This is a genomic window from Chromobacterium violaceum ATCC 12472, assembly GCF_000007705.1.
GTDB classification, from domain to species: Bacteria; Pseudomonadota; Gammaproteobacteria; order Burkholderiales; family Chromobacteriaceae; genus Chromobacterium; species Chromobacterium violaceum.
This window is the reverse complement of sequence record NC_005085.1, coordinates 696,308-722,212: the sequence shown is the minus strand read 5'-3', so window position 1 is coordinate 722,212 and position 25,905 is coordinate 696,308. Positions and strand designations below refer to the sequence as shown.

Sequence of the window (25,905 nt, the reverse complement as noted above, 5' to 3'; positions counted from 1 at the left end):
AAGCACATTGTCATGCTCGACGCGCTCCGCCGGTTCGGCTATATCTAAAAACCGCCGCCGGGCCGCGCGGGAACTCCGCGCGGCCGGCAGCCATCGTACCGGGTGAGTCTCGATTGCCGGGCGCGCGGTCCCGCGCCGTCCGCCGACACGGTTTTGCCAGTTGTTCATCTTTCAGAAACGACAGGAGAAGCGCCATGCAATTGAACGGAAAAGTCGCCCTGATCACCGGCGCCGCCAGCGGCATCGGCAAGGAAATCGCGCTGGTCTACGCCCGCGCCGGCGCGGCGGTGGCCATCGCCGACATCAATCTCGACGCCGCGCGCAAAACAGCCGACGAAATCGTCTCCGCCGGCGGCAAGGCGATAGGCGTGGCGATGGACGTCACCAGCGAGGACGCGGTCAACCAGGGCACCCAGCAAGTGGTGGACGCCTTCGGCCAGCTGGACATCCTGGTGTCCAACGCCGGCATCCAGATCGTCAATCCCATCGTCAACTACAGCTTCGCCGACTGGAAGAAGATGCAGGCCATCCACGTGGACGGCGCATTCCTCACCACCAAGGCCGCGCTGCGGCACATGTACCAGGACAAGCGCGGCGGCGTGGTGATCTACATGGGCTCGGTGCACTCGCACGAGGCCTCAGCTCTGAAATCGGCCTACGTCGCCGCCAAGCACGCGCTCTTGGGCCTGGCCCGGGTGCTGGCCAAGGAAGGCGCGCCCTACAATGTGCGCTCGCACGTGATCTGCCCCGGCTTCGTGCGCACGCCGCTGGTGGACAAGCAGATTCCGGAACAGGCGAAGGAGCTGGGCATCAGCGAGGAGGAAGTGGTCAAGCGCGTGATGCTGGGCAACACCGTGGACGGCGTGTTCACCACCGTGGACGACGTCGCCCAGACCGCGCTGTTCCTGGCCGCCTTCCCCAGCGCGGCCCTCACCGGCCAATCCTTCGTCGTCAGCCACGGCTGGTTCATGCAATAAGGAGCGTCCATGGCGCAGGACAAGCTCGATCCGGCCTGTCATGCCGACGCCGGCCTCCACGGCAGCCCGGCGCTGCCGAAAGGGCACCGCTACCAGGTGGTGGCGCTGGTGCTGCAGGGCGGCGGCGCGCTCGGCGCCTACCAGGCCGGCGTCTACCAGGGCCTGGCGGAAGCCAAGCTGCATCCCAACTGGGTGGCGGGCATTTCCATCGGCGCGCTGAACGCCGCCATCATCGCCGGCAATCCGCCGGACAAGCGCGCCGAGCGGCTGGAGCAGTTCTGGCACACCATCAGCCGCCAGCCGCTGCTGCCGCCGACCCTGCACAATCTGCTGGACGACGCCCAGGCGCTGCCGCCGCCGCTGCAAGGCTGGCTGAACGGCCTGGAAGCCTGGCGCGCGCTGACCGAGGGCCAGAACGGCTTTTTCCTGCCGCGCCCGCCGCTGCCGCCGCATGGCGGCGGCACCGCCAGCTTCTACGACACCTCGCCGCTGAAGGACACGCTGGAGCGGCTGGCCGACTTCGACCGCATCAACGACAGCGGCGAGATGCGGGTCTCGGTGGGCGCGGTGGGCGTGGAAAGCGGCAACTTCCGCTATTTCGACAACACCCGGCAGCGGCTGCGCGCCGAGCACTTCATGGCGTCCGGGGCGCTTCCGCCCGGCTTTCCGGCGGTGGAGATTGACGGCGAGCACTACTGGGACGGCGGCATGGTGTCCAATACGCCGCTGCAGACGGTGCTGAGCGAGCGGCCGCGCCAGCACTCGCTGGTGTTCCAGGTGGACCTGTGGAGCGCGCGCGGCGAGCTGCCGTCCGACCTGTCGCGCGTCGCGCTCAGGCAGAAGGACATCCAGTACTCCAGCCGCACGCGGATGATCACCGACTACATGCGCGAAAGCCAGCAATTCCGCCAGTTGCTGCGCGAGGTGATGGAGCTGGTGCCGGAAGCCGCGCGCGACAGCCCGGCCTATCGACGCGCCGCCGTCCAGGCCTGCGACCGCCTGTTCAACGTGGTCCACCTGATCTACCAGGACAAGCCCTGCGAAGGCCACTACAAGGACTACCAGTTCGGCGCCCGTACCATGCGCGAGCACTGGGCAAGCGGCCTGGCCGACATCCGCGCCACTCTCGCCCATCCAGAATGGCTGGCCATGCCGACGCCTGACCGCCCCTTCGTCACCCACGACGTGCACAGCCGCGCTCCGCGCTGAGGCGGGATTTTCACCTTGGCGCTCGGCCAGGTCCCGTCCACGCTACACCAGCGTTGACGGGTCCAGGCCCGACCGGCCGGAGCAGCCGTGCGCGTCCAGTTGCTCATCGCACACCGCCTTCACGCAGCCGCGCAGCCATTGGTGGGCGGGATCGGCGTCATGCCGCGGATGCCAGATCATGGAGATGACGATGCCGGGCACCTCCACCGGCAAAGGGAAGCTCTGCATGCCGTCGCGCAGGAAGCCGGTGTGGCGCTCCGGCACCGAGGCGATCAGGTCGGTGGCGCGGGCCAGCGCCAGGGCGGCGGTGAAGCCGCCGACCAGGGTGGAAACGTTGCGCGTCAAACCCAGCGCCTTCAGCGCCGCGTCTATCGGCCCCCGATCCTGGCCGCTGCGCGACATGCAGACGTGGCGGGCCGCGGCGTAGCGCTCGGCGCTGATCTCGCCGTCCAGCAAGGGATGGCCGGCGCGCGCCACGCCGACGAAGCGGTCGCGGAACAGCATCCTCACCCGCAGCTCCGGCCCGGCTGCCGCGCCGACCACGCCGGTATCCAGGTCCACGCTGCCGTCGCGCAGCGGCGCGCTGTCCTTGTCGGCCTTCAGCGCGAAGCGGAAGCGCGCGCCGGGCGCCTCCCGCGCCGCGCGCGCGATCAGCCTGGGGCCGAAGTTCTCGACAAAGCCGTCGCTGGTCCTCAGCGTGAACGTGCGCGCCAGCGTCGCCAGGTCCAGCTGCCGCGCCGGCTTCAGCGCCGCCTCCGCCTCGCGCAGCAGCGGGCCGATGCGCTCGCGCAGCGCCAGCGCCCGCGGCGTGGGCACCAGTCCCCTGCCTGCGCGGACCAGCAGGGGATCATTCATCGTCGCGCGCAACCTGGCCAGCGCGCGGCTCATCGCCGACGGGCTCAGCCCCAGCCGGCGCGCGGCGCCGGCCACGCTGCCCTCGGCCAACAGCGCGTTGAGAGTGACCAGCAGGTTCAGATCGGGTGTGCTCATCCGTCCACCATAGCACGGCCTGGCATGGCGCCACATGCACTTATCGAGTGCATATCGTGCGTCTTCCGCCATGCCATGGACCCGCCTAGGCTACGGAAATGAACGCGGCGCGGCCTGGGAATGGCCGGCGAAACCGGCTGAAGGCCCGCGCCCGACGCGCTATCGCACATCATAGGGAGCATCCGCTTGAACACTTTGCCTTCTCACCGACGCGGCGCGCTGGCCTGCCTGTCGCTATGCGTGCTGCTGTCCTCGCTGGGCACCAGCATCGCCAATGTCGCGCTGCCCGAACTGGCCCGCGCCTTTGGCGCCTCCTTCCAGCAAGCGCAATGGGTGGTGCTCGCCTACCTGCTCGCCGTCACCGCGCTGATCGTCGGCGTCGGCCGGCTGGGCGATCTGGCCGGCAAGCGCCGGCTGCTGCTGGCCGGCATCCTGCTGTTCAGCCTCGCCTCGCTGGCGGCCGGGCTGGCCTCCTTCCGCTGGCTGCTGGCCGCCCGCGCGCTCCAGGGCCTGGGCGCGGCGGCGATGCTGGCGTTGGCGCTGGCCTTCGTCGCCGACGTCGCGCCCAAAGAGCGGACCGGCCGCGCGATGGGCTGGCTGGGCAGCATGTCGGCCGCCGGCACCGCGCTCGGCCCCTCGCTGGGCGGGGCGCTGCTCTCCGCCTGGGGCTGGCCGGCCGTGTTCCTCGCGCTCGCGCCTGCCGGCGCGGCCGTCTTCCTGCTCGCGCTGCGCAGCCTGCCGGCCGATGCGCCGCCGGCCGGCAGGATCCGTTTCGATCTCGCTGGCGCCCTGCTGCTGGCGCTGGCGCTGACCGCCTACGCGCTGGCGATGACATCGGGTCGCGGCCGCTTCGGCCCGATGAACCTGGCGCTGCTGCTGGCCGCGGCGGCAGGCGTCGCCGCCTTCGTTCGGGTGGAAATGCGCGTCGAAGCGCCGCTGGTGAGGATAGGCTTGCTGCGCGACCCGGCGCTGGCGGGCAGCCTGATCGCCGGCGCGCTGGTGGCGGCGGTGATGATGGGCACCCTGGTGATCGGCCCCTTTCACTTGTCCCGCGCGCTGGGACTGGATGTGGTGGCTACGGGCCTGGCCATGTCCGTCGGTCCCGCGATCTCCGCGCTGGCCGGCGTGCCGGCCGGCCGCCTGACCGACCGCTTCGGCGCGGAACGGATCTGCCTGGCGGGCCTGGTTGCGATGCTGGCGGGCGCCGCCCTCATCGCCGCCTCGCCGGCCGCGCTGGGCCTGGCAGGCTACCTGGCGCCGCTTGTCGTCCTCACCGCCGGCTACGCGCTGTTCCAGGCATCCAACAACACCCTGGTCATGGCCGGCCTGCCCGCCGACCGGCGCGGCCTGGTGTCCGGCCTGCTCAACCTGGCGCGCAATCTCGGCCTGGTCACCGGCGCCTCGGCGCTGGGCGCCGTCTTCGCCGCCGCGGCGGGCGGTTCCATCGTCGATACCCGGCCGGAGGCCGTCGCCTGGGCCACCCGCGCCGCCTTCGCCGCAGCCGCGCTGATCACGGCGGCGGCCATCGCCGCGTTGCGGCGCGGCCGGATGAACGCGCTCGTCAGGCAAAACGCCAGCTAGCGATACCCCGTCCGCGACGCGCGGGACGCCAACCTGGCCGACAGTGCCACCATACCGGACAGCCCTGTCTGGAAAAGGCTCCGGCCCGCTTGATCGCGCAGCAGATGCCGCGCGCCGACAGTTCGAAATATCCGCTTGGCATCACAAAGCAAGCCAGTCGCCAGTCTGACTGGCGACACTTCATGATCAGAAAAGCAATAGCCAAAGATAGAGAGACAGGCCGATCAGCCACGAGCCGCCGGCGGTTGCCGCCATGTCTATTGGCACGCGTCGCGGATGCCGGCCAGCGTCAATTTGAGCTCGCTTGCAAGCGCCTGCAGCTCCAAGATCTTGCGATCGATTACCCTGATCTTGTCGGCAATCACTGCGCGCTTCTGCGCCGGACTGAAACGGTGATTGGCCCATGCATCCAGCAGCGCCTGGATTTCGCCAAGTGAAAACCCCAAAGTCTTGGCCTGCTTGATCAGCCCCAGGCGTCGCACCGCCGACGCATTGTAGCGGCGGTAGCCGTGGCGGCCCTCTTGACCGCGTTCCGGCGTGATAAGGCCGATCCGCTCGTAAAAACGGATAGCGTCACGCGTCATCCCGGTCTGTGCTGCCAACTCTCCGATCCGCATGATCAAACGTCCCCGATGCATTTTGGCTTGACCTTGGACTATACACCAATGTTTACAGTGCCCTCTCGCACAGCCTCGGCTGACTTTCACGACGCCCTCTTAATGAGCTGACGATCAGGGAAAAACATGACGCAAGAAAAAATCGCATTTGTCACTGGCGCTACCGGATTGCTGGGCAATAATCTCGTTCGTTTGCTGCTCGCCGAAGGTTATCGGGTCAGGGCTTTAGCCAGGTCGGAACGGAAAGCCATGGAGCAGTTCGGGGAGTTGACAGGCAGCCGTCTAGAAGTGGTTCTGGGCGATCTCACGGATGTAAAAGGCTTTGCTCCAGCATTGCGGGGCTGCCAAGTTATTTTCCATGCCGCGGCCTACTTCCGCGAAAGCTACAAAGGCGGCCGCCATCTGGACGCCCTGCGCAAGACGAATGTCGAAGGCACGCAAAATCTGCTGCGCGAGGCGTACACGGCCGGCATTCGGCGCATGGTCCACATCAGCTCCATCGCGGTTTTGGGCCGCAATGACTCTGGATTGACCGACGAAAGCATGGTGCTGGCAATAGAGGAGGCACCGGATGACTATTACCGCAGCAAGATTGAAACCGACGCGGTGATATTCGCTTTCCTCGACAACCACCCGGACATGCACATTTCCCTGGTCTTGCCCGGCTGGATGCATGGCCCAGGCGATCTTGGGCCGACTTCGGCCGGGCAGTTCGTAGAGGACTACTTGCAACAAAAAATTCCAGGCGTGATCGATGCCGCTTTTTCTGTGGTGGATGCCCGGGATGTGGCCCAAGTCGCTTTGGCATCCAGCCAAACGGGGGAACGAGGCGAACGCTATTTGGCCGCAGGCCACCCCGTCAGCATGGCCGGGCTTTTACAGGCGATGGAAGCCGTAAGCGGTGTGCCCGCCCCGCGCCGCGGACTGCCTCGCGCACTATTGTATGCCATCGCTTCTCTGCAGGAGATCTATGCTCGACTGACCGGCAAGCCGGTATTGCTCAGCTTGGCCACGGTAAAAAACATGGCTAACGACTACGGAAGAAAATTCTCGTCGGAAAAAATCCGGACCCGCTTTGGCCTGGGCTTCAGGCCCATGGAAGAAACGCTGGCGGAGGAAGTCGCGTGGATCCGGCAGCGAATGGCGCGAGCGGGGATGCGCCAATCCGGCAAAGAAAACATCGGGTTCGCCAATGGGGGCAGGCGATAATCTCCGACGGAATGGGCGGCCGCGATGCCCGAATGCTTGCCGGCTGCCGACGACGCTCTCCATAGACCTCTGCGCAGCCAAATGAAAGGACAAAGTCAGAGGCCGCCACTGCCTCTCAGCAAACGACTTTGAAAGTCCAACCCCTTAGCTAATGAGCAAAAACAAAAGGGCCGCGGGCTCCTTTGCCTCCCTCAGACCCCTACGAACCTTATGCGCCCTTCGCCGGGCAAGATAAATAAAATCATGACAACAAATCGCAAATGCATGCTTTTTTCATCTTAAAACTGCGATCCATTTAAAATTTTAGCCCTTCGCGCAGTAGCAATTTCACGGGCTTATATCATCAAAAAAACCAGCCAATGACAATTTCGCAGGGCTTGTTTTGTCTTTGATATCGACTAAGATAAATAACAAATCAATAATTCTGTTTCAAGTAATATTAAATAACCAAACCGGGGCATCATGACGCTATCGATGAGGTAGCGGGGAAATCTTCTTGCAGCACTCGGCGCTCAGCATGCGCCGAGGATGCAGGCGGGCCAGCCGCACCTGCACGCGAAGGAAACGATCATGCCGCCGACCACCTTGCGCTCCACTTGCAGCAGCCTGTTGCTGGCTGCGCTATCCTTGTCTTTTCCTTTACAGGCCTGGGCCGATATCAGCCTCGAAAGCCTGCAACAGCAGATCAGTGATCTGGCGCAGACCAACCGGCAACAGGAACAGCGCATACGCCAATTGGAGCAGCAATTGGCCGGGCTGACCCGCCATGACGGCCAGAGCGCGGCAGCCGCCATTGGCAGTCGTACCGACATCAGCAGCAAGAGCGTTGGCGCTGACACGGCGGCCAATCACGGAGCCATGGCCGGCGGCAATGGCCCGGCCCTGCCGGTGGTGAGCGAAGTTCCCAAGAGCATGGAAGACATCTATCAGGAAGCCAGCGGTTTTGCCGCGGGCAAGTTCTCCATCGAGCCCAGCCTCACCTACACCCATTACGATACGCGCGAACTCGTGCTCAATGGCTTTCTGGCGCTGGACTCCATTTTCCTTGGCAATATCAACCTGGATAAGGTGGTCAGCGACAGTCTGACGCTGGACCTGGCCACGCGGTACTCGCCCAGCCCGCGTTGGCAGCTGGATATTGACCTTCCTTTCGTGGCGCGGGACGCAACTTATTTCTCCGGCGGCGCGGGCGGCGGCGCCAACAGCGTTTCGCAGGGGTCGGTACAACAGGGGCCGGCACTGGGCGATATCAGTCTTGGCCTGGGTTACAAGCTGAAGGAGGAGGACGCCGACTGGCCGGACATGGTGTGGAGTTTGCGCGTCAAGGCACCAACCGGGCGCAACCCTTATGGCATCAAGCTGGTTCAGTCTGCTGGCAACAACAATCTCTCCACGCCGGACCGCCTGCCTACCGGCAATGGCGTTTGGGGCATCACCACCGGCCTGTCCTTCGTCAAGACGGCGGATCCGGCCGTCCTGTTCGCCAGCCTCAGCTACACCCATTATCTGGATGGCCATTTCCGCGACATCAGCCCCACGGTCGGCGTGGCCCAGCCGGGCGATGTGCGCCTGGGAAACAGTTGGAGCTGGGGTGCCGGTATCGCCTTTGCGCTTAACGACAAGCTCAGCCTGGGTCTGTCCTATTCACAGCAGATGGTGGGTCAGGCACGGGTACGCCAGCAGGGCAGCAGTTGGACCGATGTGGTGGGGAGCAGCGCCAATGCCGCCAACCTGAACCTGGGCCTGACATATGCGTACAGCAAGCGGCTCTCTATCATTCCCAGCCTGTCGCTGGGCATGACGCCGGACAGCCCGAACTATGCATTTTCGGTGAAGTTCCCTTATCGATTCTAACGGAGTCGGCAATGCAAGCGAGCAAAACGCTGCTGGCGCTAGGGTCGGATGCATTGCTTCCCGTGCTGCACGATTTGCATCAGCAGCACTGGAAGATCATTCACATCCACGATGTGCAGCAGCCCAAACTCCGGCAGGCTGGGCCATTCAGCGCGGGCCTGCTCTTGCTGGACAACAAGCTGCTGCGCAAGGCGGAGGCGCTGCAGCAGCTTGGCGGCCAGCTTGACCTGGAGTGGGTGTTGCTAACCGAACGCCAACAACTGGAGCACGCAGCCGTGCGTAGCTTCATCAATGACGGCTGCTATGACTACCATTGTTTGCCGGTCGAGAGCGCCAGGCTGGCGGTCACGCTGGGGCGGCTGCATGGCAAGACCATGCTGCGGAGGCATCTGCAGCAGGAGGAGATCCCGGAGGAGCAAAAAAAACTGGTTGGCGAGCATGACTGCATGCGGCGTTTGCGTCAGGAAATCCGCCGTCTGGCGCGCGTGAATGTCACCGTCGTCATCACCGGGGAGTCCGGTTGCGGCAAGGAGCTGGTGGCTCAGCTGTTGCATCAGTACTCCGACCGGGCCGATGGCCCTTTCCAGACAGTCAACTGCGGCGCGCTGCCGGTCAGCCTGGTGCAGTCGGAATTATTCGGCCACGAGCGAGGCGCCTTTACCGGCGCTTCATCCGGTCGTATCGGCCGCATCGAGGCTGCCCACAATGGCACCCTGTTTCTGGATGAAATCGGAGACATGGCCATTGAAGCGCAGGTGAGCCTGCTGCGCTTCCTGCAGGAAGGCACCATAGACCGGCTGGGCGACCATCGCAGCCGCAGCATCGACACCCGTGTCTTGTCGGCAACCCACGTCGACCTGCCCGCCGCCATCAGCAACGGTCGTTTCCGTCAGGACTTGTATTACCGCCTGTGCGTCTGCCAGCTGCACCTGCCGCCCTTGCGCGAGCGGCGTTCCGATATTCCCCTGCTGGCCAAGCACCTGCTATTCCAGAATGCCCAGAGGCTGGGTTTGCCGCACAAACGGCTGTCGTACGAGGCAATGGCCATCATGTTGCAACATGACTGGCCCGGTAATATCCGGGAGATGTCCAACCGCATCAGCCAGGGCTTGGCCATGGCCGGCGGGCGGGTCATCCGGCCGCAGGACATGGGGCTGGGCGGCAATATGGCCATCCCGCTGCATGATGGCCTGGAAGCCGTCCGGGAAAAGGCCGAGCGCGAGGCGGTGGAGATGGCGCTGGAGCTGCATGGCCATAACAGCAGCAAGGCGGCGCGCATGCTGTGCATCTCGCGCGCCACGCTGTACCGGCTGTTGAAGAAATATTCGATGCAAATCATCAACTAGCGACAGCACAACAGGTGACCACCGGGCCACGGCGCACGGCGTCGGCAAGAAACGACATGGCGGGCGATGTTCAGCGCAGCCCGATGCCGGCCATCATGGCTCGGCTTGGCATGGTGAAACGGATCAACCCTACCTGAGACTGCACTGCCAGCTGGATATGGAGGCTATTGTTGGTGATGATGCCGTTACCGGTGATCCGGGAGAATTGCATCAACTGTCCTTGCCCCAGGTATTGACCCATCTGTCCGGCACTGCCCATATTGATGCTGACTCCCAGCTGTCCATTGGTGACCGCGCTACCCTGCGCGCTGGCCTGCCATCCAGCCGGCATGCTGACCGGGGCCGCGCCATCATCGATGTCGACACGGGTGATGTTGCGGGAAATATTGCCGTTGCCAGCTTGCTGATTGATCTGAACCGTCCCCTGCACCGAAGCCAGTCCCGTCGGCATGCTGCCGACGGCATGACTTGTCGCGCTGGTACTGTTGAGCGTATAGCGATGGATGACCGGCACGGCACCGGCCTGGGCACTGAGCTGGACACCGGCCCCCTGCACCACGCCGTCGGCGTTCTGCCAGGTGCTCAGCATCTGCACGCCGAAGCGCACAATCTGCCCGGCATCCACATATCGCCCGCGCATGCTGTCCAGTACGCTGTCGTCAACATAGGCCAGCATGGATTTTGCCGGCAAGCTGAAGCCAAGCACCAGCATTGCCGCCAGTACCTTAATCAACGTACGCATGCTCTGCTCCCTGCCCTCTCCGTTCCCGCCATGCGCTGGCCGGCAGCGGAGACTATAAGAAATCACTGTAAAGAAAGCCGTATTCAACCAGCTCAGCCGGCGACGCCGGCTGCATGTTCACCATCAACTGCCGCGCGGACAACGGGCTGGGAAACTGGCGCAAAGGCCCCTGCGGCCGGTAGCCCGGCCCGGCCACCGCCAGCAACACGCCATTCCACTGCCGGGTGAACTCTGGCATGGGAATGGCGCGGTTGCCCAGCGCCGGATCCGCAACATAGACTGTGTCGCGGGTAGCCATCTTCAAAACGACAAAGTGCTTGTAGCCATTGATGTCGAGCATGATCAGCGCAGGAATGCGCAGCGCGGGCAAACGTTCGGCGCCACTGACGAAACCACTGGCACGCAAGCCCAAAACATTAACGAAGCGTTTCATGTCCAGCATGGAAAACCCTTGTTGCCGCACCACATCGGGATTGGCCCGAGCCAGCATCCCGGCAATGACTTGCTGCTCATTGACATCAAGCCCAAAGCCATAGCGCAGCAATGTGGTCAAGGCGGCGGCGCCGCAGCTGAAATCCGTCTTTTGTTCCACCACATAACGGAAGCGTAATTCACGCAAGCTGTGCACCTGCTTGTAAACATTGCCCTCACCGGTGTAAGCGGGCAGCATCATGTCAGCCGCTTGAGCGCCCCCCTGGCCACCGGAGCAGAACAGGCATAGCAGGATCGATAACAGCGGGCGGATGGGAAGTTTCATGGTCACAAACCGGCAGCGACAGACCAAGCTGCGCCGCCGGCCCCTCCCTGGCTTAGTGGGTTGCGGCAACCGACAGGCTGTTAACCTGCTGGTTGGACAAGCCGGCTGCATTGTTCAGTCCGACATTGCCAGTGACGTTGTTCACGGAACCGGTGATGCTCGCGGTGCCATTGATCGGCAGGAAGGTCGTCACAGCAATACCGTGATTGACCTGGGTGCCGCCAGCCGAAGCCGTCGCCAGCACTGCGGAACTGGCTGACGACAGCGCCACATCGTTCTTTTGCTGGTTGCCGGCACCCGCCGCATTGTTGATCCCGGCATTGCCCTGAATGTTGCTCACCGAATTACTCATGGTGGCATCCATTTTGTTGGAGGTGCCGTACAGCGGCTGGGCAAAGGTGTAAGTGTTGCCATCATTCAACTGCTCGAAGGAAACGGCAGCCGCGGCGCCGCTCTTCTTGCCGGACGCCGAAGTAATGGCAACATTATTGGCCTGCTGATTGAAGAAGCCGGAAGCATTGTTCACGCCGGCATTGCCCTGGATGCCGGTCACGCTGCCGCTCATCGCGGCATTGGCTGGATCCGTTACATTGAGCTTGTTGCCCAGATTTTTCTGTACATCATCCACCCGCGCCGTGGCCATGGCATCCGCTTTGGGATCAAATACTTCGTATACGGAGATGCCTTCCAGATACGCCGTACCCGTCTGGTTGACATTGGTATTGCCATAAGTGTTGGATAGATTGTTGCTGATCTCGCTCCTCGTGGAAGACGACGGGTCGTTGGAAGTGTCCGCTCCTGCGGCATGGGCTAGGCCACACGCACCAACAAGAGCGAGGAAAAGCACTTTTTTCTGCAGCATTGCGGTCATGATCATTCTCCAGGCGGTTTGCTTGAATGCCGGTCATCACCCTCCAGGTGGCGACCAGTACTGCTCACGGCTTGGCCCATTGCACGGCCACTACATTGACAGCCTGGTTGTGGCTGCCAGCAATCTGGTTGAGTTGCACCAGCCCCCGGCTTCCCAGGAAAGCGGCTGCGGAAATATCAGTCTGGTCATGGCGGCCGCTGCTACCTGCAGCCATGGCCGGATTGCTGCCTGCGGTGCCGGCTAACAGGCTGTCCGCGGCGGAGGATGGCAGCGTTGTCGCCTGAGGCTGTGGCGACGCCGCCAGCGTGAAAGCATTCAAGGAATGATTGGCATGGCCTGCCGTCTGGTTGATGGCCATCAGGCCCTGGCTGCCGGAGAAGGCCGCCCCGGCAATGCTGGCATGGGCATCGGCCGTTCCGGCCGTGCTAGTGGCCGACTGCTGCCGGAACAGAAACACATTGGCATGGCTCGCCGTGGCCGACACCGCCAAGGCTTGCAGATTGCCTTGTTGATTGGCGCTACCCGCAGCCTGATTCAATGCCACTATCCCGTGTACTGACTGCCCGCTGTTGTCGATCACGGCCTGTTCGGCATGCGCCGCCGCATGGCCAAGGCAACTGCTGAGCCACAACAATTGCATGATGCGCATGGCGTCTGTCCTAATGAGCCAGGCCGCTCAAGGGTTGCAGGCCGGATTGCAGCGGCTGGCTGATACCCGCTCCAGCCAGTCCTTCCCTGCTGCCCGCCGCCCCTGATATGCCCAAACCGGCAACGGGCGTTGCCGTCATCACCGTGACAGGCAGCCCCTGCAGCAGTCTGGTCTGATCGGTCACGCTGCCGCGCACCGCGCCCAACACCATTTCGCCGGCCTGGCCGCTGATGCTGACGACTTGCTGGGTGGCGCCAACGATCACATCAGACTGCGAGGCATTCACCGCGCTGACATCGGGACTGGGCTCGCCATGGCGAATGGCACTCCGGCTCGGCACCTCCCTGCCGATGATGATGTCGCCATCATCTGCGGCATGGACTGCCGCCTGCAGGCCCAGGCCTGCCAGAAAAAACAGGACCAGGCGATGGTTTTGCGCTTTCATCATTGGCTCCAGTTAGCTTGCGCAATCACCTAACCTAGCGCATAAAGCGTGCCAACCTTGCCAAGCCCCCATGGCATAAGGGAATTTGATTTTTTCATGCAGATGTTCTGTCTAACTTGTGTCAGAACTGAAACAGAAATCGGCGGACATGCCCCTGCACAGCGTGCACGACCACCCGAATCTGATCATGACGCAGTGATCCGGCCGATATTTGCTAGCCAAGAGCACAGATCCCGCACCAACTTGTTGTTTCAACACTGCGAAGCTTTGTGGGCGGTGTGGCCGCTTCCCCTGACCCGATTTCCCGGTGGAATAGCTGTGCGCTTCTGGTCTGCCAGGCACTGCAATGGCTACTTACAAAGCGAGAGCGGCCAAAGCCACCGAGAAACGCATTCGTTCAGACTGGAATCATCGCCGCAGGCCGCTCGCTGACGGATTGCCGACATTGCGCATGGTGCATCCCAGTGGCCGACAAGGCCGGCGAGCAGCCCTTCGGTCATGGTCTGTCACAGCCAGCAATCGCAAGGATTTCAGGACAGCGAGCGCAGAGACCGGTCGGCCAAAGCCCGCGGTCGACGATGCGATGGGATGGGTGGTTTACACAGAATTTCAGACATGCCCGTACTGTTCCACGGCCAATCCCAAAGACATATTTACGAATGGGAGATGCCCCAAGCAAAACTTCAGGCGCTTACCCAAGATAGGTCATTTTTGAACACCGCCTGACTCTCCATTCGCCCAAGCAGCGCATGCCGTCGGCCGTCGAACAAGAAAAACGCAAGAGTGACTGGAATCGTCCATTTTTAGTCATTTTTAATCATTTTCATCTTCTACCCATCGATATAGTAGTGGCTCGCAGCGCGAATTCTTTGCGCCATATCGGATTCACACCCAAAAGGAATTTACATAATCCTCCCAACCATAAGAGGACTTTGGGCTAGCACTACGCGTCATGTGAAAGGAAAAGATTTTACCGATGCAGCTCAGGTCAAACCATGGCTCAAGAACTTGGTGGTTTCATTGGTCGTCTTGACCATGTCAGATACGGGAACGGGACAAAAAATGAAAGCCTGAACATGCCTTTCGCATTTTGCTTGCGCCGCCTCGGCAATCTACGGCTCCTGCAATCGACGATGTTTTTGTAGTCTAATTCAACTGGAGAACTAATATGTCCGTCAATCTCGTCATCAGCTTTAATGTAAAAGAAGAAAAGCTGCAATCGTTCAAGGACATCATGAACGACGTGAAGATCAATCTGCCGAAGGTGGACGGTTGCCAAACGGTCAAGATTCTCAACCACTTGGAGGATCCACTCGCATTCACGCTCGTGGAAGCCTGGGATTCGCGTGAAATGCACGGCGCCCACGTCGACCAGATGATCTCGAGCGGTCAGTGGAGCATCATCGCCGAGCATCTGAGCAGCGCGCCGGTCAGCGGCTACTTCAGCGAAGTTTGATGCCGTAACATCAGCGGCAGGGCGCGTGCGGCGAGTCCGGCCGCGCCTCCGGCGCCATCTCTGGCATACACGCGCTATTGGCTATTATGTATTTTCTGCTATCTTCCCGGATATCCTCTTCCGTCCCAAACGTGCCGCACGCTTGGGCAGCAGCATGTCGCGCTGCTGGATACCGTCCTGTCCAAATGGGGCGGCCAATTTGTTGAGAAGCCATAGCAATGACACTCGAAGTAGTACCGGCGGCGCTTTATTCGATGCGCAATGTAAAGCCTATCCTCGCTGACGGCAGCTCGTCCATCCTCCATAAAACGCTTGAAACAAACCTGGAAAACAAGGCGATCTATATCGCCACGCCGTTGATCGTCTACATCAAGCAAGGCAAGCAGATTATTCGCGACCATGACGCCATGGCCCATGTCGTCGAGGAAAATCATTTGATTTTCCTCTCCAAAGGCGTTTACACGGTATCGGACTACGTCACTGGCAGCGATATCTTCGAGGCGGTGCTGCTGTTTTGCGACGACAAGCTGATCGCCAAATACCTGTCGCGCGCGGCCGGCACAGGCCATTCGCATACGGATGGCCTGCAGAACAACGCGCACGGCACTTATATCCTGCATGCCAATCAACAGATTCAGCGCTATATCGATTCGCTGAATTATGTCTACAAGGACGCGGAGGGCTCCGACGCGCTGCTGGAATTGAAACTGCTCGAACTACTGCACCTGATCGCCATCCAGGACAAGTCCTTCCGTTTCCTGCGCGAGCTGTCCAGCGGCGGCAGCCGCAAACGCCGCCCCATCACCAACTTCATGGAGCAGTACTATTCTCATAAGCTGAAGATTGAAGATTACGCCCTGCTGACGGGACGCAGCGTGTCGACCTTTATCCGCGACTTCAGGCGCAGCTACAACACCACCCCGAACCGCTGGATCATCGAGAAAAAAGTCGACATCGCGCATCAACTGTTGACAGCTAAAAATTATTCCGTCACCGACGCGGCAGCGGAGGTGGGATATGAAAATACCTCCCACTTCATCAAGGTCTACAAGCAACGCTACGGCGTCACGCCGAAGAAAGCCAAGGCCTTCGCAGCAGAACTGTAGCGCGACAAGGCCCAAGCTCCCCGCTGCCGCGACAGCGGCATTGTGGGGCGTGATTGTAGGTGCCGACTAAATTTTGACCCGAATGGATGATTCTAGCTGGCCCAGACGGAACCCAAGCCCAGAAAAAGATTTCAGTCTTAATATTTTGGCTGTTTCAGCAATAGAACGGGGAATTCCCGATCTTGCGACGCCACGAATAGCCCTCGAGCCAAGGCCGACGAACAGCCACTTCCATCCTTTCCTTTCGCATCCCCAAACCCAACAATCTCAAACGAAAAGAGACCCTTCCGGGCCTCTTTGTTTAGCGCTACTAGCAACAAACTGGTCATGTCATCGCCATGACAGACTTTATTGCCTCGTTACAGACTTTATTCTTTCCGATCAACGAAAAGAGGCCCTTCTGGGCCTCTTTGCTGAGTACTACTGGCAACAAGCCAATAATGTCATTGTCATTACAGACTTCATTACCTCGTGACAGACTTTATTCTTTCCGATCACTAGTCAAACCAGTTGGCGTCCATCACTCCACAGTGACGCTCTTGGCCAGGTTCCGCGGCTTGTCGACGTCGGTGCCGCGCGACAGCGCCACGTGGTAGGCCAGCATCTGCACCGGGATGGTGTGGACGATGGGGCTGAGGATGCCGACATGGCGCGGCGTGCGGATCACGTGCACGCCATCGGATTCGCTGAAGTGGCTGTCGGCGTCGGCGAACACGAACAGCTCGCCGCCGCGGGCGCTCACTTCCTGCATGTTCGACTTCACCTTTTCCAGCAGCGCGTCGTTGGGGGCGATCACCACCACCGGCATATTCTCGTCCACCAGCGCCAGCGGGCCGTGCTTGAGTTCGCCCGCCGGATAGGCCTCGGCGTGGATGTAGGAGATTTCCTTCAGCTTCAGCGCGCCTTCCAGCGCGATCGGGTAATGCAGGCCGCGGCCGAGGAACAGCGCGTCGTCCTTGGCGGCGAAGCGCTCGGACCAGGCCTTGATCTGCGGCTCCAGGTTCAGCGCGTGCTGCACGCTGCCCGGCAGGTGGCGCAGTTCGTCCAGGTATTGCGCCTCCGCCTCGGCCGACACGCGGCCGCGGGTCTTGCCCAGCGTCACCGCCAGCGCGAACAGGCCCACCAGCTGGGTGGTGAAGGCCTTGGTGGAGGCCACGCCGATTTCGGCGCCGGCGCGGGTGTAGAACACCAGGTCGCTGGCGCGCGGGATGGCGGATTCGCGCACATTGCAGATGGACAGCGCGTACTGGTGGCCCAGCTCCTTGGCGTACTTCAGCGCCTCCATGGTGTCCAGTGTTTCGCCGGATTGGGAGATGGTGACGATCAGGTGCTTGGGATTGGCGAAGGCGTCGCGGTAGCGGTATTCGCTGGCGATTTCCACGTCGCACGGCAGGCCGGCGATGCTTTCGATCCAGTACTTGGCGGTCATGCCGGCGTAGTAGCTGGTGCCGCAGGCCAGGATTTTCACGCCTTCCAGCTGCGGCAGGATGGCGGCGGCGGACTCGCCGAACAGCTCGGGGTTGAAGCCGCAGTCCTGCACCGCCTCGATGGTGTCGGCCAGCGCCTTCGGCTGCTCGTGGATTTCCTTCTGCATGAAGTGGCTGTACGGACCCAATTCCAGCGAGGCCAACGACACGTCGGACAGATGCACCGGGCGCTCGACAGCCTGGTCGTGCTTGTCGATCAGCTTGACGCCGTCGCGGCTCAGGTGGCCGATGTCGCCCTCTTCCAGGAAGATCACGCGGCGGGTGGCGGACAAGATGGCGGAGACGTCGGACGCGATGAAGTTTTCGCCGTCGCCCAGGCCCACCAGCAGCGGGCAGCCCATGCGGGCGCACACCAGTTCGTCCGGACGGTCCAGCGCGATGACGCCGATGGCGTAGGCGCCTGTCAGTTCGCGGGTGGCCTTCTTCACGGCGTCGAACAGGCTGTCGCCGGCCTGGTAGTAGTGGTGCACCAGGTGGGCGATCACCTCGGTGTCGGTTTGCGACTCGAAGGGGTAGCCCAGGCCCTTCAGGCGCTGGCGCTGCTGTTCGTGGTTTTCGATGATGCCGTTGTGCACCACGGCGATCTTGCCGAAGGAAATGTGCGGGTGGGCGTTGTACTCGGTCACGCCGCCGTGGGTGGCCCAGCGGGTATGGCCGATGCCGAGTTCGCCTTGCAGGCCTTCCTCGGCGGCGGCGCCTTCCATCTCGGCCACGCGGCCGACGCGGCGCACGCGGCGGATTTCGTCGCCGGCCAGCACGGCCACGCCGGCGGAATCATAACCGCGGTATTCCAGACGCTTCAGGCCATCCACCAGGATGGGAACGATATTACGCTTGGCGATGGCGCCAACGATGCCGCACATTATTTTCTCCTTGCATTGCTGTCTTGAACTGCGGGCGCGCAAATCAGCGTCACGCCCTTCGCTTGAATCTTGTCTCTGGCTTCCTGGCCCAGCGCGTCGTCGGTGACCAGGGTGTGGATCTTGTCCCACGGCAATTCCAGATTGGGAATGCGGCGGCCGATCTTTTCCGACTCCACCATCACGATCACCTCGCGCGCCACTTCCGCCATCACGCGGGACAGGCCCACCAGCTCGTTGAAGGTGGTGGTGCCGCGTTCCAGGTCTATGCCGTCGGCGCCGATGAAGAGCTGGTCGAAATCGTAGGAGCGCAGCACCTGCTCGGCCACCTGCCCCTGGAACGACTCCGAATGCGGGTCCCAGGTGCCGCCGGTCATCAGCAGGATGGGTTCGTTCTCCAGCTCCCGCAGCTGGCCGGCCACGTTCAGCGAGTTGGTCATCACCACCAGCCCGCGCTTGTTGCCGAGCAAGGGGATCATCGCGCTGGTAGTGGTGCCGCTGTCTATGATCACGCGGTTGTGGTCGCGGATTCGGTCCGCCGCCGCGCGCGCGATCGATAACTTTCGCTTCGAAACCTGTCCGGCATCCGGCTCGGCTACCATTTCGCTGGGCAGCGACACCGCGCCGCCGTAGCGGCGCAGCAACAAGCCGCCAGTCTCCAGCAGGGCCAGGTCCTTGCGGATGGTGACTTCCGATGTGGCGAAACGCTGGGTCAGCTCTTCCACGCTGACTTCGCCTCTTTCCTGCACCAGCGCGGCAATCGCATGCCGTCGCTGTTGTGTGTTACGTTTTGTCATCACAAGTTTCGTTTCGAAAGTTTCGTAATGATAGCAGCGCGCAATCCGTCAAGCAACACAGAAGCTTGGCAATGCCATGTCATTGCGCTAGCGTGGCCTGTCAGCCACCTCATCGCATGGGAAAGACGGAATGGAAGATACGGATCGCCTTTACCGGCACTTGATTGACAAGGAAGCGGCGCTGCTAACGAAAGCCATACGCCGTGATGTTGCCATGCTGGATCGCATGATCGCGGACGATTTCTTGGAATTTGGGGCCTCTGGCACCGCATTTGGGAAACGCGAGGTTCTGCAACAACTTCCGGCGGCGGAAGATGGCCCGGCCATTCATGCCCAGGATTTTCAGGCGCGGCGGCTGGGAGAAGACGTGGTGCAGATCACCTTCAAATCCGTCCGCGCCCCCGCTTCCAGCGCGCCGCGTTATACCCTGCGCAGCTCTATCTGGCGCCGGCGCGACAACGCATGGCAAATGGTGTTTCACCAAGGCACCGTCACCGAGCCATTTGCGGTGGTGTGAAGCGGTAGTGCGGCTTGGGCCATGCCCAGCGCCAAAAGCATCGCGGCTGAAGCCGCTTCTACAGGGTGAGGTGTAGGAGCGGCTTCAGCCGCGAATTCAAAACCGCGGTATCAGGCTATCCGCTTTTCTTTTGCGGCCGCTTCCAGCCCGGCACCGTCACTTGGCGCGCGCGCGCCACGGTCAATTCGCCCGCCGGCGTGTCCTTGCTGATCACCGAGCCCGCGCCGATGGTGGAGTCGCGCTCCAGCTTCACCGGCGCCACCATCAGCGTGCCGGAGCCGACGAACACATTGTCGCCGATGATGGTCTTGAACTTGTTGACGCCGTCGTAGTTGCAGGTGACCGAACCGGCGCCGACATTGACCTTGCGGCCGATCTCGGCGTCGCCGACATAGCTCAGGTGGTTGACCTTGGAGCCCTCGCCTATCTTGCTCTTCTTCACCTCGACAAAGTTGCCGATGTGCACGTGGCCGGCCAGCTCCGCGCCCGGACGCAGGCGCGCGTACGGGCCGATCCGGCATTCGGCGCCGACCACCGCGTCTTCCAGGTGCGAAAACGGCGCGATCCGGGTGCCGCTGGCGATCTTCACGTTCTTCAGCACGCAGTGGGCGCCGATTTCCACTTGGTCGCCCAGCTCCACCGCGCCTTCGAACACGCAGCCGATATCTATGCTGACGTCCATGCCGTGCTTCAGTTCGCCGCGGATGTCGATGCGCGCCGGGTCGGCCAGCGTGACGCCGGCTTCCAGCAGCGCGCGCGCCTGATTGGCCTGCAGGATGCGCTCCAGCTCCGCCAGCTGGACCTTGTTGTTGACGCCGGCGGCCTCCCAACTGGCGTCGACGCTGGCGCTTTCCACCGCCACGCCGTCTTTCACCGCCAGTTCCAGCACGTCGGTCAGATAATACTCGCCCTGGGCGTTGCCGTTGTTCAGCGCGGATAGCCAATCAGCCAGCCGCGCGTTGGGCAGCGCCATCATGCCGGTGTTGATCTCGCGGATGGCCAATTGCTCAGGCGTGCAGTCCTTGTGCTCGACGATGGCTTGCAGCTTGCCGTCGGCGCCGCGCACCATGCGCCCATAACCGCTGGCGTCGGCCAGCACATCGGTCAGCACCGCCATGCCGCCGGCGGCGGCCTGCTCCAGCCTTTGCAGCGTGGAGGCCTTGGTCAGCGGCACATCCCCGTACAGCACCAGCGTCTTGCCGTCCTGCGGCAGATGCGGCAAAGCCATCTTCAGCGCGTGGCCGGTGCCCAGCTGCTCAGCCTGTTCGGCCCAGACGATGTCGGCATCCTGAATCCGGGCGCGCACCTGCTCGCCGCCATGGCCATACACCACCACCAGACGGGACGGATTCAACGCGCGCGCGGTGCGGATCACCCGCGCCAGCATCGGCTCGCCGCCTATCGGGTGCAATACTTTGGGAAGGGAGGAATACATGCGCTTGCCTTTGCCGGCAGCCAGGATGACGATGCTGAGACTATCCATGATCTTTTTGCTTCACCAAAACGGAAAAAGGCTGCCACTTGCGTGGCAGCCTTGCACTATACACGATTACGCATCGCGCAATCAGTGGGCGCGCTTCTTGAGGTAGTCCAGCGTCTTGAGCTCGGCAATCGCCACCGCCAGTGCGGCGTGGGCCTTGGCCGTGCTCATGTCGTCGGTCGCGTGCTTGAGGGCATCCTCGGCAGCGCGTTTCGCCTCATTGGCGCGGGCCTCATCGAGATCCTCGCCGCGGATCGCCGTATCGGCGAGCACGGTGATCAGGCTCGGCTGCACTTCCATCATGCCGCCGGACACCGCCACCAGTACTTCTTCCTTGGTACCCGGCACCTTCAGACGAAGCACGCCGGGCTTGATACGGGTCAGGAGCGGCACGTGTTGCGGGTAGACGCCGATCTCGCCTTCGGTAGCCGGCGCGACGACGAATTCCGCCTCGCCGGAGAAGATGAGCTGCTCGGTGCTAACCACTTCGACACGCATCTTGGACATCCGCCCTCTCCTTAGTTAAGGGTCTTGGCTTTCTCGGCAGCTTCTTCGATCGCGCCAACCATGTAGAACGCTTGTTCCGGCAGGTGGTCGTATTCGCCAGCGAGAATGGCCTTGAAGCCCTTGATGGTTTCGCGCAGCGGCACGTATTTGCCCGGGGAACCGGTAAACACTTCGGCCACGTGGAACGGCTGGGACAGGAAGCGCTGGATCTTACGGGCGCGAGCCACGACCAGTTTGTCTTCCTCGGACAGCTCGTCCATACCCAGAATCGCGATGATGTCGCGCAGTTCCTTGTAGCGCTGCAGAGTGGACTGCACGCCGCGGGCGACGGTGTAATGCTCGTCGCCCACCACCAGCGGATCCAGCTGGCGCGAGGTGGAGTCGAGCGGGTCCACGGCCGGGTAGATACCCAGCGAGGCGATGTCGCGCGACAGTACCACGGTAGCGTCCAAGTGGGCGAAGGTGGTCGCCGGGGACGGGTCGGTCAAGTCATCCGCAGGGACGTACACGGCCTGGATGGAGGTAATGGAACCATCCTTGGTCGAGGTAATACGTTCTTGCAGACGGCCCATTTCCTCGGCCAGCGTCGGCTGGTAGCCCACCGCGGACGGCATGCGGCCCAGCAGAGCGGACACTTCGGTACCGGCCAGGGTGTAGCGGTAGATGTTGTCCACGAACAGCAGCACGTCGCGGCCCTTGCCGTTTTCGTCCTTCTCGTCGCGGAAGTGCTCGGCCATGGTCAGGCCGGTCAGGGCCACGCGCAGACGGTTGCCCGGCGGCTCGTTCATCTGACCGTACACCATCGCCACCTTGTCCAGGACGTTGGAGTCCTTCATTTCGTGGTAGAAGTCGTTACCTTCACGGGTACGCTCACCCACGCCGGCGAACACGGACAGACCCGAGTGGGCCTTGGCGATGTTGTTGATCAACTCCATCATGTTCACGGTCTTGCCCACACCGGCGCCGCCGAACAGACCCACCTTGCCGCCCTTGGCGAACGGGCACAGCAGGTCGATCACCTTGATGCCGGTTTCCAGGATGTCGGCTGCGGCCGACAGTTCGTCGAACTTCGGCGCAGCTTGGTGGATGGCGCGACGCGCGTCGGTCGCGACCGGACCCGCTTCGTCCACCGGGTTGCCCAGTACGTCCATGATGCGGCCGAGGGTGGCGGCGCCAACCGGCACCGAAATCGGTGCGCCGGTGTTGGCTACAGCCATGCCACGCTTCAGACCGTCGGAGCTGCCCATCGCAATGGTACGGACCACGCCGTCGCCCAGCTGTTGCTGAACTTCGAGCGTCAGGTCGGCGTCTACCAGCTTCAGGGCATCATAAACCTTCGGCATGGCGTCGCGCGGAAATTCCACGTCGATCACCGCGCCAATGATTTGTACGATTTTGCCTTGGCTCATTATCGCTTCCTAAAAATAAACTTTTACAGTTCCGTTGACGGTTACACCGCCGCGGCACCTGCCACGATTTCCGACAGCTCGGTCGTAATCGCCGCCTGACGCGCCTTGTTGTACACCAGGCGCAGCTGCTTGATGGTGTTGCCCGCGTTGTCGGTGGCGGCTTTCATCGCCACCATCCGCGCGGCCTGCTCGGAAGCCATGTTCTCGGCCAGAGCCTGGTACACCACCGATTCCAGATAACGGCGCACCAGGAATTCCATCAGCGTCGGCGCATCCGGCTCGTACAGGTAATCCCACGAGTGCGAATGCTCGACCACCATGTGGTGCGGGGTCAGCGGAAGCAGCTGTTCGAGTGCCGGCTCCTGCTTCATGGTGTTCACGAAGCTGGAGTACACGATGTAGACCGCGTCCAGTTCGCCTTCGGCGTATTGCCGGAACAGAACCGTAAGCGGGCCAATCAGTTTTTCCATCTTCGGCATGTCGCCGAGATGGACCGCGCTGGCCACGACGTTGAGACGGGCGCGCTGGGCAGCCGCCAGGCCTTTCTGGCCCAGGCAGCAGACATCGACTTCGATGCCTTGATCCTGCAGTTCCTTGACCTTGCCGAAGAAGCGCTTGAACGAGTTCACGTTCAGGCCGCCGCACAGGCCCTTGTCAGAGGAAACCAGGATGATGCCGGCGCGCTTGATCGTCTCGCGACGGGCAAGCAGCGGGTGACCAAGTTCCGCGTTCGCCTGAGCGAGGTGCGCCATAACCGTGCGCACCTTCTCGGCGTAAGGACGGGCAGCGCGCATACGCTCTTGCGTCTTGCGCATCTTCGAGGTCGACACCATCTGCATAGCGCGGGTGATCTTCTGCGTGTTCTGCACGCTTCGGATCTTGGTGAGAATCTCTTTACCGACTGCCATATCCTGAACCTTTCTCTAGCTACGACTTATCGTCGAAGGCTCAGTTGAAGCTGTAGCCAGCCTTGAACGATTCCATCGCCTTGGCCAGTACCTTCTCGTTGTCGGCAGACAGATCACCGGAGGCGTTCACGGCCTGCAGCACATCGGCGTGGTTGGCACGCACGTTGGCCAGGAACTCGGCTTCGAAAGCCAGGGCCTTCTTCACCGGAACGTCTTCGTAGCTGCCCTTGTTCACCGCCCACAGGGTCAGCGCCATTTCCGCGGTCGACAGGGTGGAGAACTGCTTCTGCTTCATCAGTTCGGTCACCACTTCGCCGTGGGCCAGCTGCTTGCGGGTGGCTTCGTCCAGGTCGGAAGCGAACTGCGCGAACGCAGCCAGCTCGCGGTACTGGGCCAGGGCCAGACGGATACCGCCGCCGAGCTTCTTGATGACCTTGGTCTGAGCGGCGCCGCCCACGCGCGATACCGAGATACCGGCGTTGATGGCCGGACGGATGCCCGCGTTGAACAGGTCGGTTTCCAGGAAGATCTGGCCGTCGGTAATCGAAATCACGTTGGTCGGAACGAACGCGGAAACGTCGCCGGCCTGGGTTTCGATGATCGGCAGTGCGGTCAGCGAACCGGTCTTGCCCTTAACGGCGCCGCCGGTCAGCTTTTCCACTTCCTCTTCGTTGATGCGCGCGGCGCGCTCCAGCAGACGGGAGTGGAGATAGAACACGTCGCCCGGGTAGGCTTCGCGGCCCGGCGGACGGCGCAGCAGCAGCGAGATCTGACGGTAGGCGACGGCTTGCTTGGACAGGTCGTCGTATACGATCAGCGCGTCTTCGCCGATGTCGCGGAAGTATTCGCCCATCGCGCAGCCGGAGTACGGGGCGATGAACTGCAGGGCGGCGGCTTCGGAAGCGGTGGCGGCCACGATGATGGTGTGACCCATCGCGCCATGCTCTTCCAGCTTGCGAACCACGTTGGCGATGGAGGAAGCCTTCTGACCCACGGCTACGTAGATGCAGATGACGCCATTGCCCTTCTGGTTGATGATGGCGTCCAGCGCCACGGCGGTTTTGCCGGTCTGACGGTCGCCAATGATCAGCTCACGCTGGCCGCGGCCGACCGGAACCATGGAGTCGATCGACTTCAGGCCGGTTTGCATCGGCTGCGATACCGATTTACGCGCGATCACGCCCGGAGCGATCTTTTCGATCGGGGACGATTTCTGAGCGTTGATCGGGCCCTTGCCGTCGATCGGCTGACCCAGGGCGTTGACCACGCGGCCAACCAGTTCCGGACCAACCGGCACTTCCAGAATGCGACCGGTACACTTGACTTCGTCGCCTTCGGAGATGTGCTCGTACTCGCCCAGCACCACGGCGCCGACCGAGTCGCGCTCCAGGTTCATGGCGAGGCCAAAGGTGTTGCCCGGGAATTCGAGCATTTCGCCTTGCATCACGTCGGCCAGGCCGTGGATGCGGACGATACCGTCGGTCACGGAGATAACCGTGCCCTTGGTGCGAACTTCAGCGCCTTCAGCCAGATTCTGGATCTTGGCCTTGATCAGATCGCTGATTTCAGAGGGGTTCAACTGCATGATCTCTCCTAATTCTTGAGGCTTGCTGCCATTGCCTGCAGTTTGCCGCGCACGGAAGCGTCGATGACATCGTCGCCTACCGACACGCGAACGCCGCCGATCAGGTCGGCGTTCTCACGCACGTCAAGACGCACGGCTTTGCCGTACTTCTTGGAAAGCGTGTTGGTCAGTTCGGCTTTCTGTTCATCGGACAAAGCAAAAGCGGACTCCACCAGGGCGTCCACGATGTTTTCCGATTGCGCCTTCAGCAATTCAAACTGCGCGGCGATTTCAGGCAGCAGCGTCAAACGGGCGTTCTCGATCAGCGCGGCGATGAAGCGTTTCACGTCATCGTTGCCGCGCGAGCCGAGCACATCCAGCATCAGCGCCTCAACCTCTTGTGCGGTATGTTTCGGATTGGTGACGACTTGGGCCAGATCCGGGTTGTTCACCATGGCAGCCAGCCACGACAGCGCATCCGACCACTGGTCGAGCTTGCCCTGTTCCGTGGCGAGGCTGTATACCGCTTCGGCGTAGGGCCTTGCGACGGTAATGAGTTCTGCCATG

General features: G+C 62.1%; 24 protein-coding genes. 9 read left to right on the top strand and 15 right to left on the bottom strand.

The annotated features are described in order from the left end of the window. Positions 1–194 precede the first annotated feature (194 nt). Together CV_RS03370 and CV_RS03365 are read left to right on the top strand one after the other, a co-directional pair. The gene (locus CV_RS03370; RefSeq protein WP_011134250.1) at positions 195–977 is read left to right on the top strand and encodes a 3-hydroxybutyrate dehydrogenase; all 783 of its coding nucleotides are present in this window, start codon (positions 195–197) and stop codon (positions 975–977) included. 9 nt (positions 978–986) lie between these two features. Continuing rightward, positions 987–2,186 carry a patatin-like phospholipase family protein gene (locus CV_RS03365; protein WP_011134249.1) on the top strand — a complete coding sequence of 400 codons (1,200 nt, stop codon included), beginning with the start codon at positions 987–989 and terminating at the stop codon, positions 2,184–2,186. A gap of 42 nt (positions 2,187–2,228) precedes the next feature. On the opposite strand, the gene CV_RS03360 is transcribed toward CV_RS03365, so the two are convergent. Continuing rightward, positions 2,229–3,176, bottom strand: coding sequence for a LysR family transcriptional regulator (locus tag CV_RS03360; RefSeq protein WP_011134248.1), 948 nt, complete (start codon positions 3,174–3,176; stop codon positions 2,229–2,231). A gap of 186 nt (positions 3,177–3,362) precedes the next feature. Between CV_RS03360 and CV_RS03355 the strand changes: the two genes are divergently transcribed. Next, positions 3,363–4,757 (top strand): MFS transporter, encoded by a 1,395-nt coding sequence (locus tag CV_RS03355; RefSeq protein WP_011134247.1) that lies wholly within the window; start codon positions 3,363–3,365, stop codon positions 4,755–4,757. 257 nt (positions 4,758–5,014) lie between these two features. Here CV_RS03355 and CV_RS03350 read toward each other — a convergent pair whose 3' ends face one another. Further along, positions 5,015–5,374: a MerR family transcriptional regulator gene (locus CV_RS03350; protein WP_043597261.1), complete on the bottom strand. Its 360-nt coding sequence runs from the start codon at positions 5,372–5,374 to the stop codon at positions 5,015–5,017. 126 nt (positions 5,375–5,500) lie between these two features. Here CV_RS03350 and CV_RS03345 point away from each other — a divergent pair, with 126 nt between their 5' ends. From CV_RS03345 to CV_RS03335, 3 genes are all read left to right on the top strand, one after another. Continuing rightward, a complete protein-coding gene (locus CV_RS03345; RefSeq protein WP_011134245.1) occupies positions 5,501–6,583 on the top strand; it encodes an SDR family oxidoreductase in 1,083 nt (360 codons plus the stop codon). Between the two features lie 570 nt (positions 6,584–7,153). Further along, positions 7,154–8,437, top strand: a complete 1,284-nt coding sequence (locus CV_RS03340) for a transporter (protein WP_011134244.1) — start codon at positions 7,154–7,156, stop codon at positions 8,435–8,437. Between the two features lie 11 nt (positions 8,438–8,448). Continuing rightward, on the top strand, positions 8,449–9,783 hold the full coding sequence (locus CV_RS03335; protein WP_011134243.1) for a sigma-54 dependent transcriptional regulator: 1,335 nt from the start codon (positions 8,449–8,451) through the stop codon (positions 9,781–9,783). 70 nt (positions 9,784–9,853) lie between these two features. Here the strand turns inward: CV_RS03335 and CV_RS03330 are convergent, their stop codons facing one another. The 5 genes from CV_RS03330 to CV_RS03310 form a co-directional block, all read right to left on the bottom strand. After that, positions 9,854–10,525 carry a hypothetical protein gene (locus CV_RS03330; protein ID WP_011134242.1) on the bottom strand — a complete coding sequence of 224 codons (672 nt, stop codon included), beginning with the start codon at positions 10,523–10,525 and terminating at the stop codon, positions 9,854–9,856. 52 nt (positions 10,526–10,577) lie between these two features. Next, entirely contained in the window at positions 10,578–11,282 is a 705-nt protein-coding gene (locus tag CV_RS03325) for a C39 family peptidase (protein WP_011134241.1), read from the bottom strand. 52 nt (positions 11,283–11,334) lie between these two features. Continuing rightward, positions 11,335–12,153 (bottom strand): hypothetical protein, encoded by an 819-nt coding sequence (locus CV_RS03320; RefSeq protein WP_011134240.1) that lies wholly within the window; start codon positions 12,151–12,153, stop codon positions 11,335–11,337. A gap of 64 nt (positions 12,154–12,217) precedes the next feature. Further along, positions 12,218–12,802 (bottom strand): hypothetical protein, encoded by a 585-nt coding sequence (locus tag CV_RS03315; protein WP_011134239.1) that lies wholly within the window; start codon positions 12,800–12,802, stop codon positions 12,218–12,220. A 10-nt stretch (positions 12,803–12,812) separates the two neighbouring features. Continuing rightward, on the bottom strand, positions 12,813–13,250 hold the full coding sequence (locus tag CV_RS03310; protein WP_043595394.1) for a hypothetical protein: 438 nt from the start codon (positions 13,248–13,250) through the stop codon (positions 12,813–12,815). A 1,165-nt stretch (positions 13,251–14,415) separates the two neighbouring features. Here CV_RS03310 and CV_RS03305 point away from each other — a divergent pair. Together CV_RS03305 and CV_RS03300 are read left to right on the top strand one after the other, a co-directional pair. Beyond that, positions 14,416–14,703 (top strand): putative quinol monooxygenase, encoded by a 288-nt coding sequence (locus CV_RS03305; protein ID WP_043595391.1) that lies wholly within the window; start codon positions 14,416–14,418, stop codon positions 14,701–14,703. A 218-nt stretch (positions 14,704–14,921) separates the two neighbouring features. Continuing rightward, the gene (locus tag CV_RS03300) at positions 14,922–15,809 is read left to right on the top strand and encodes a helix-turn-helix transcriptional regulator (protein WP_011134234.1); all 888 of its coding nucleotides are present in this window, start codon (positions 14,922–14,924) and stop codon (positions 15,807–15,809) included. A gap of 520 nt (positions 15,810–16,329) precedes the next feature. Here CV_RS03300 and glmS read toward each other — a convergent pair. Then, on the bottom strand, positions 16,330–18,159 hold the full coding sequence (gene glmS / locus CV_RS03295) for a glutamine--fructose-6-phosphate transaminase (isomerizing) (protein WP_011134232.1): 1,830 nt from the start codon (positions 18,157–18,159) through the stop codon (positions 16,330–16,332). Continuing rightward, complete coding sequence (locus tag CV_RS03290; RefSeq protein ID WP_043595389.1) at positions 18,159–18,953, bottom strand: DeoR/GlpR family DNA-binding transcription regulator; 795 nt, start codon at positions 18,951–18,953, stop codon at positions 18,159–18,161. The genes glmS and CV_RS03290 overlap by 1 nt, the downstream gene beginning before the upstream one ends. Before the next feature lie 130 nt (positions 18,954–19,083). Between CV_RS03290 and CV_RS03285 the strand changes: the two genes are divergently transcribed. Next, a complete protein-coding gene (locus CV_RS03285; protein WP_011134230.1) occupies positions 19,084–19,470 on the top strand; it encodes a DUF4440 domain-containing protein in 387 nt (128 codons plus the stop codon). A gap of 115 nt (positions 19,471–19,585) precedes the next feature. Here the strand turns inward: CV_RS03285 and glmU are convergent, their stop codons facing one another. The 6 genes from glmU to CV_RS03255 form a co-directional block, all read right to left on the bottom strand. Then, entirely contained in the window at positions 19,586–20,953 is a 1,368-nt protein-coding gene (glmU, locus tag CV_RS03280) for a bifunctional UDP-N-acetylglucosamine diphosphorylase/glucosamine-1-phosphate N-acetyltransferase GlmU (RefSeq protein ID WP_011134229.1), read from the bottom strand. Between the two features lie 81 nt (positions 20,954–21,034). After that, positions 21,035–21,457, bottom strand: a complete 423-nt coding sequence (locus CV_RS03275; protein ID WP_011134228.1) for a F0F1 ATP synthase subunit epsilon — start codon at positions 21,455–21,457, stop codon at positions 21,035–21,037. 11 nt (positions 21,458–21,468) lie between these two features. Continuing rightward, positions 21,469–22,866, bottom strand: a complete 1,398-nt coding sequence (atpD, locus tag CV_RS03270; RefSeq protein WP_011134227.1) for a F0F1 ATP synthase subunit beta — start codon at positions 22,864–22,866, stop codon at positions 21,469–21,471. A 41-nt stretch (positions 22,867–22,907) separates the two neighbouring features. Further along, complete coding sequence (gene atpG, locus CV_RS03265; protein ID WP_011134226.1) at positions 22,908–23,774, bottom strand: F0F1 ATP synthase subunit gamma; 867 nt, start codon at positions 23,772–23,774, stop codon at positions 22,908–22,910. Between the two features lie 40 nt (positions 23,775–23,814). Continuing rightward, positions 23,815–25,359: a F0F1 ATP synthase subunit alpha gene (gene atpA / locus CV_RS03260; protein ID WP_011134225.1), complete on the bottom strand. Its 1,545-nt coding sequence runs from the start codon at positions 25,357–25,359 to the stop codon at positions 23,815–23,817. A gap of 8 nt (positions 25,360–25,367) precedes the next feature. After that, on the bottom strand, positions 25,368–25,904 hold the full coding sequence (locus CV_RS03255) for a F0F1 ATP synthase subunit delta (protein WP_011134224.1): 537 nt from the start codon (positions 25,902–25,904) through the stop codon (positions 25,368–25,370). Position 25,905: the final 1 nt, after the last annotated feature.

Coding starts and splice junctions, on each gene's coding strand:
- CV_RS03335 (WP_011134243.1), top strand. CDS start 8,449: ATGCAAGCGAGCAAAACGCTGCTGGCGCTAGGGTCGGATGCATTGCTT.
- CV_RS03305 (WP_043595391.1), top strand. CDS start 14,416: ATGTCCGTCAATCTCGTCATCAGCTTTAATGTAAAAGAAGAAAAGCTG.
- CV_RS03350 (WP_043597261.1), bottom strand. CDS start 5,374: ATGCGGATCGGAGAGTTGGCAGCACAGACCGGGATGACGCGTGACGCT.
- CV_RS03365 (WP_011134249.1), top strand. CDS start 987: ATGGCGCAGGACAAGCTCGATCCGGCCTGTCATGCCGACGCCGGCCTC.
- CV_RS03370 (WP_011134250.1), top strand. CDS start 195: ATGCAATTGAACGGAAAAGTCGCCCTGATCACCGGCGCCGCCAGCGGC.
- CV_RS03255 (WP_011134224.1), bottom strand. CDS start 25,904: ATGGCAGAACTCATTACCGTCGCAAGGCCCTACGCCGAAGCGGTATAC.
- atpG (WP_011134226.1), bottom strand. CDS start 23,774: ATGGCAGTCGGTAAAGAGATTCTCACCAAGATCCGAAGCGTGCAGAAC.
- atpD (WP_011134227.1), bottom strand. CDS start 22,866: ATGAGCCAAGGCAAAATCGTACAAATCATTGGCGCGGTGATCGACGTG.
- CV_RS03300 (WP_011134234.1), top strand. CDS start 14,922: ATGACACTCGAAGTAGTACCGGCGGCGCTTTATTCGATGCGCAATGTA.
- CV_RS03325 (WP_011134241.1), bottom strand. CDS start 11,282: ATGAAACTTCCCATCCGCCCGCTGTTATCGATCCTGCTATGCCTGTTC.
- glmU (WP_011134229.1), bottom strand. CDS start 20,953: ATGGATAGTCTCAGCATCGTCATCCTGGCTGCCGGCAAAGGCAAGCGC.
- CV_RS03285 (WP_011134230.1), top strand. CDS start 19,084: ATGGAAGATACGGATCGCCTTTACCGGCACTTGATTGACAAGGAAGCG.
- CV_RS03360 (WP_011134248.1), bottom strand. CDS start 3,176: ATGAGCACACCCGATCTGAACCTGCTGGTCACTCTCAACGCGCTGTTG.
- CV_RS03340 (WP_011134244.1), top strand. CDS start 7,154: ATGCCGCCGACCACCTTGCGCTCCACTTGCAGCAGCCTGTTGCTGGCT.
- CV_RS03320 (WP_011134240.1), bottom strand. CDS start 12,153: ATGACCGCAATGCTGCAGAAAAAAGTGCTTTTCCTCGCTCTTGTTGGT.
- CV_RS03310 (WP_043595394.1), bottom strand. CDS start 13,250: ATGATGAAAGCGCAAAACCATCGCCTGGTCCTGTTTTTTCTGGCAGGC.
- CV_RS03330 (WP_011134242.1), bottom strand. CDS start 10,525: ATGCGTACGTTGATTAAGGTACTGGCGGCAATGCTGGTGCTTGGCTTC.
- CV_RS03345 (WP_011134245.1), top strand. CDS start 5,501: ATGACGCAAGAAAAAATCGCATTTGTCACTGGCGCTACCGGATTGCTG.
- CV_RS03290 (WP_043595389.1), bottom strand. CDS start 18,953: ATGACAAAACGTAACACACAACAGCGACGGCATGCGATTGCCGCGCTG.
- CV_RS03275 (WP_011134228.1), bottom strand. CDS start 21,457: ATGTCCAAGATGCGTGTCGAAGTGGTTAGCACCGAGCAGCTCATCTTC.
- atpA (WP_011134225.1), bottom strand. CDS start 25,359: ATGCAGTTGAACCCCTCTGAAATCAGCGATCTGATCAAGGCCAAGATC.
- CV_RS03315 (WP_011134239.1), bottom strand. CDS start 12,802: ATGCGCATCATGCAATTGTTGTGGCTCAGCAGTTGCCTTGGCCATGCG.
- glmS (WP_011134232.1), bottom strand. CDS start 18,159: ATGTGCGGCATCGTTGGCGCCATCGCCAAGCGTAATATCGTTCCCATC.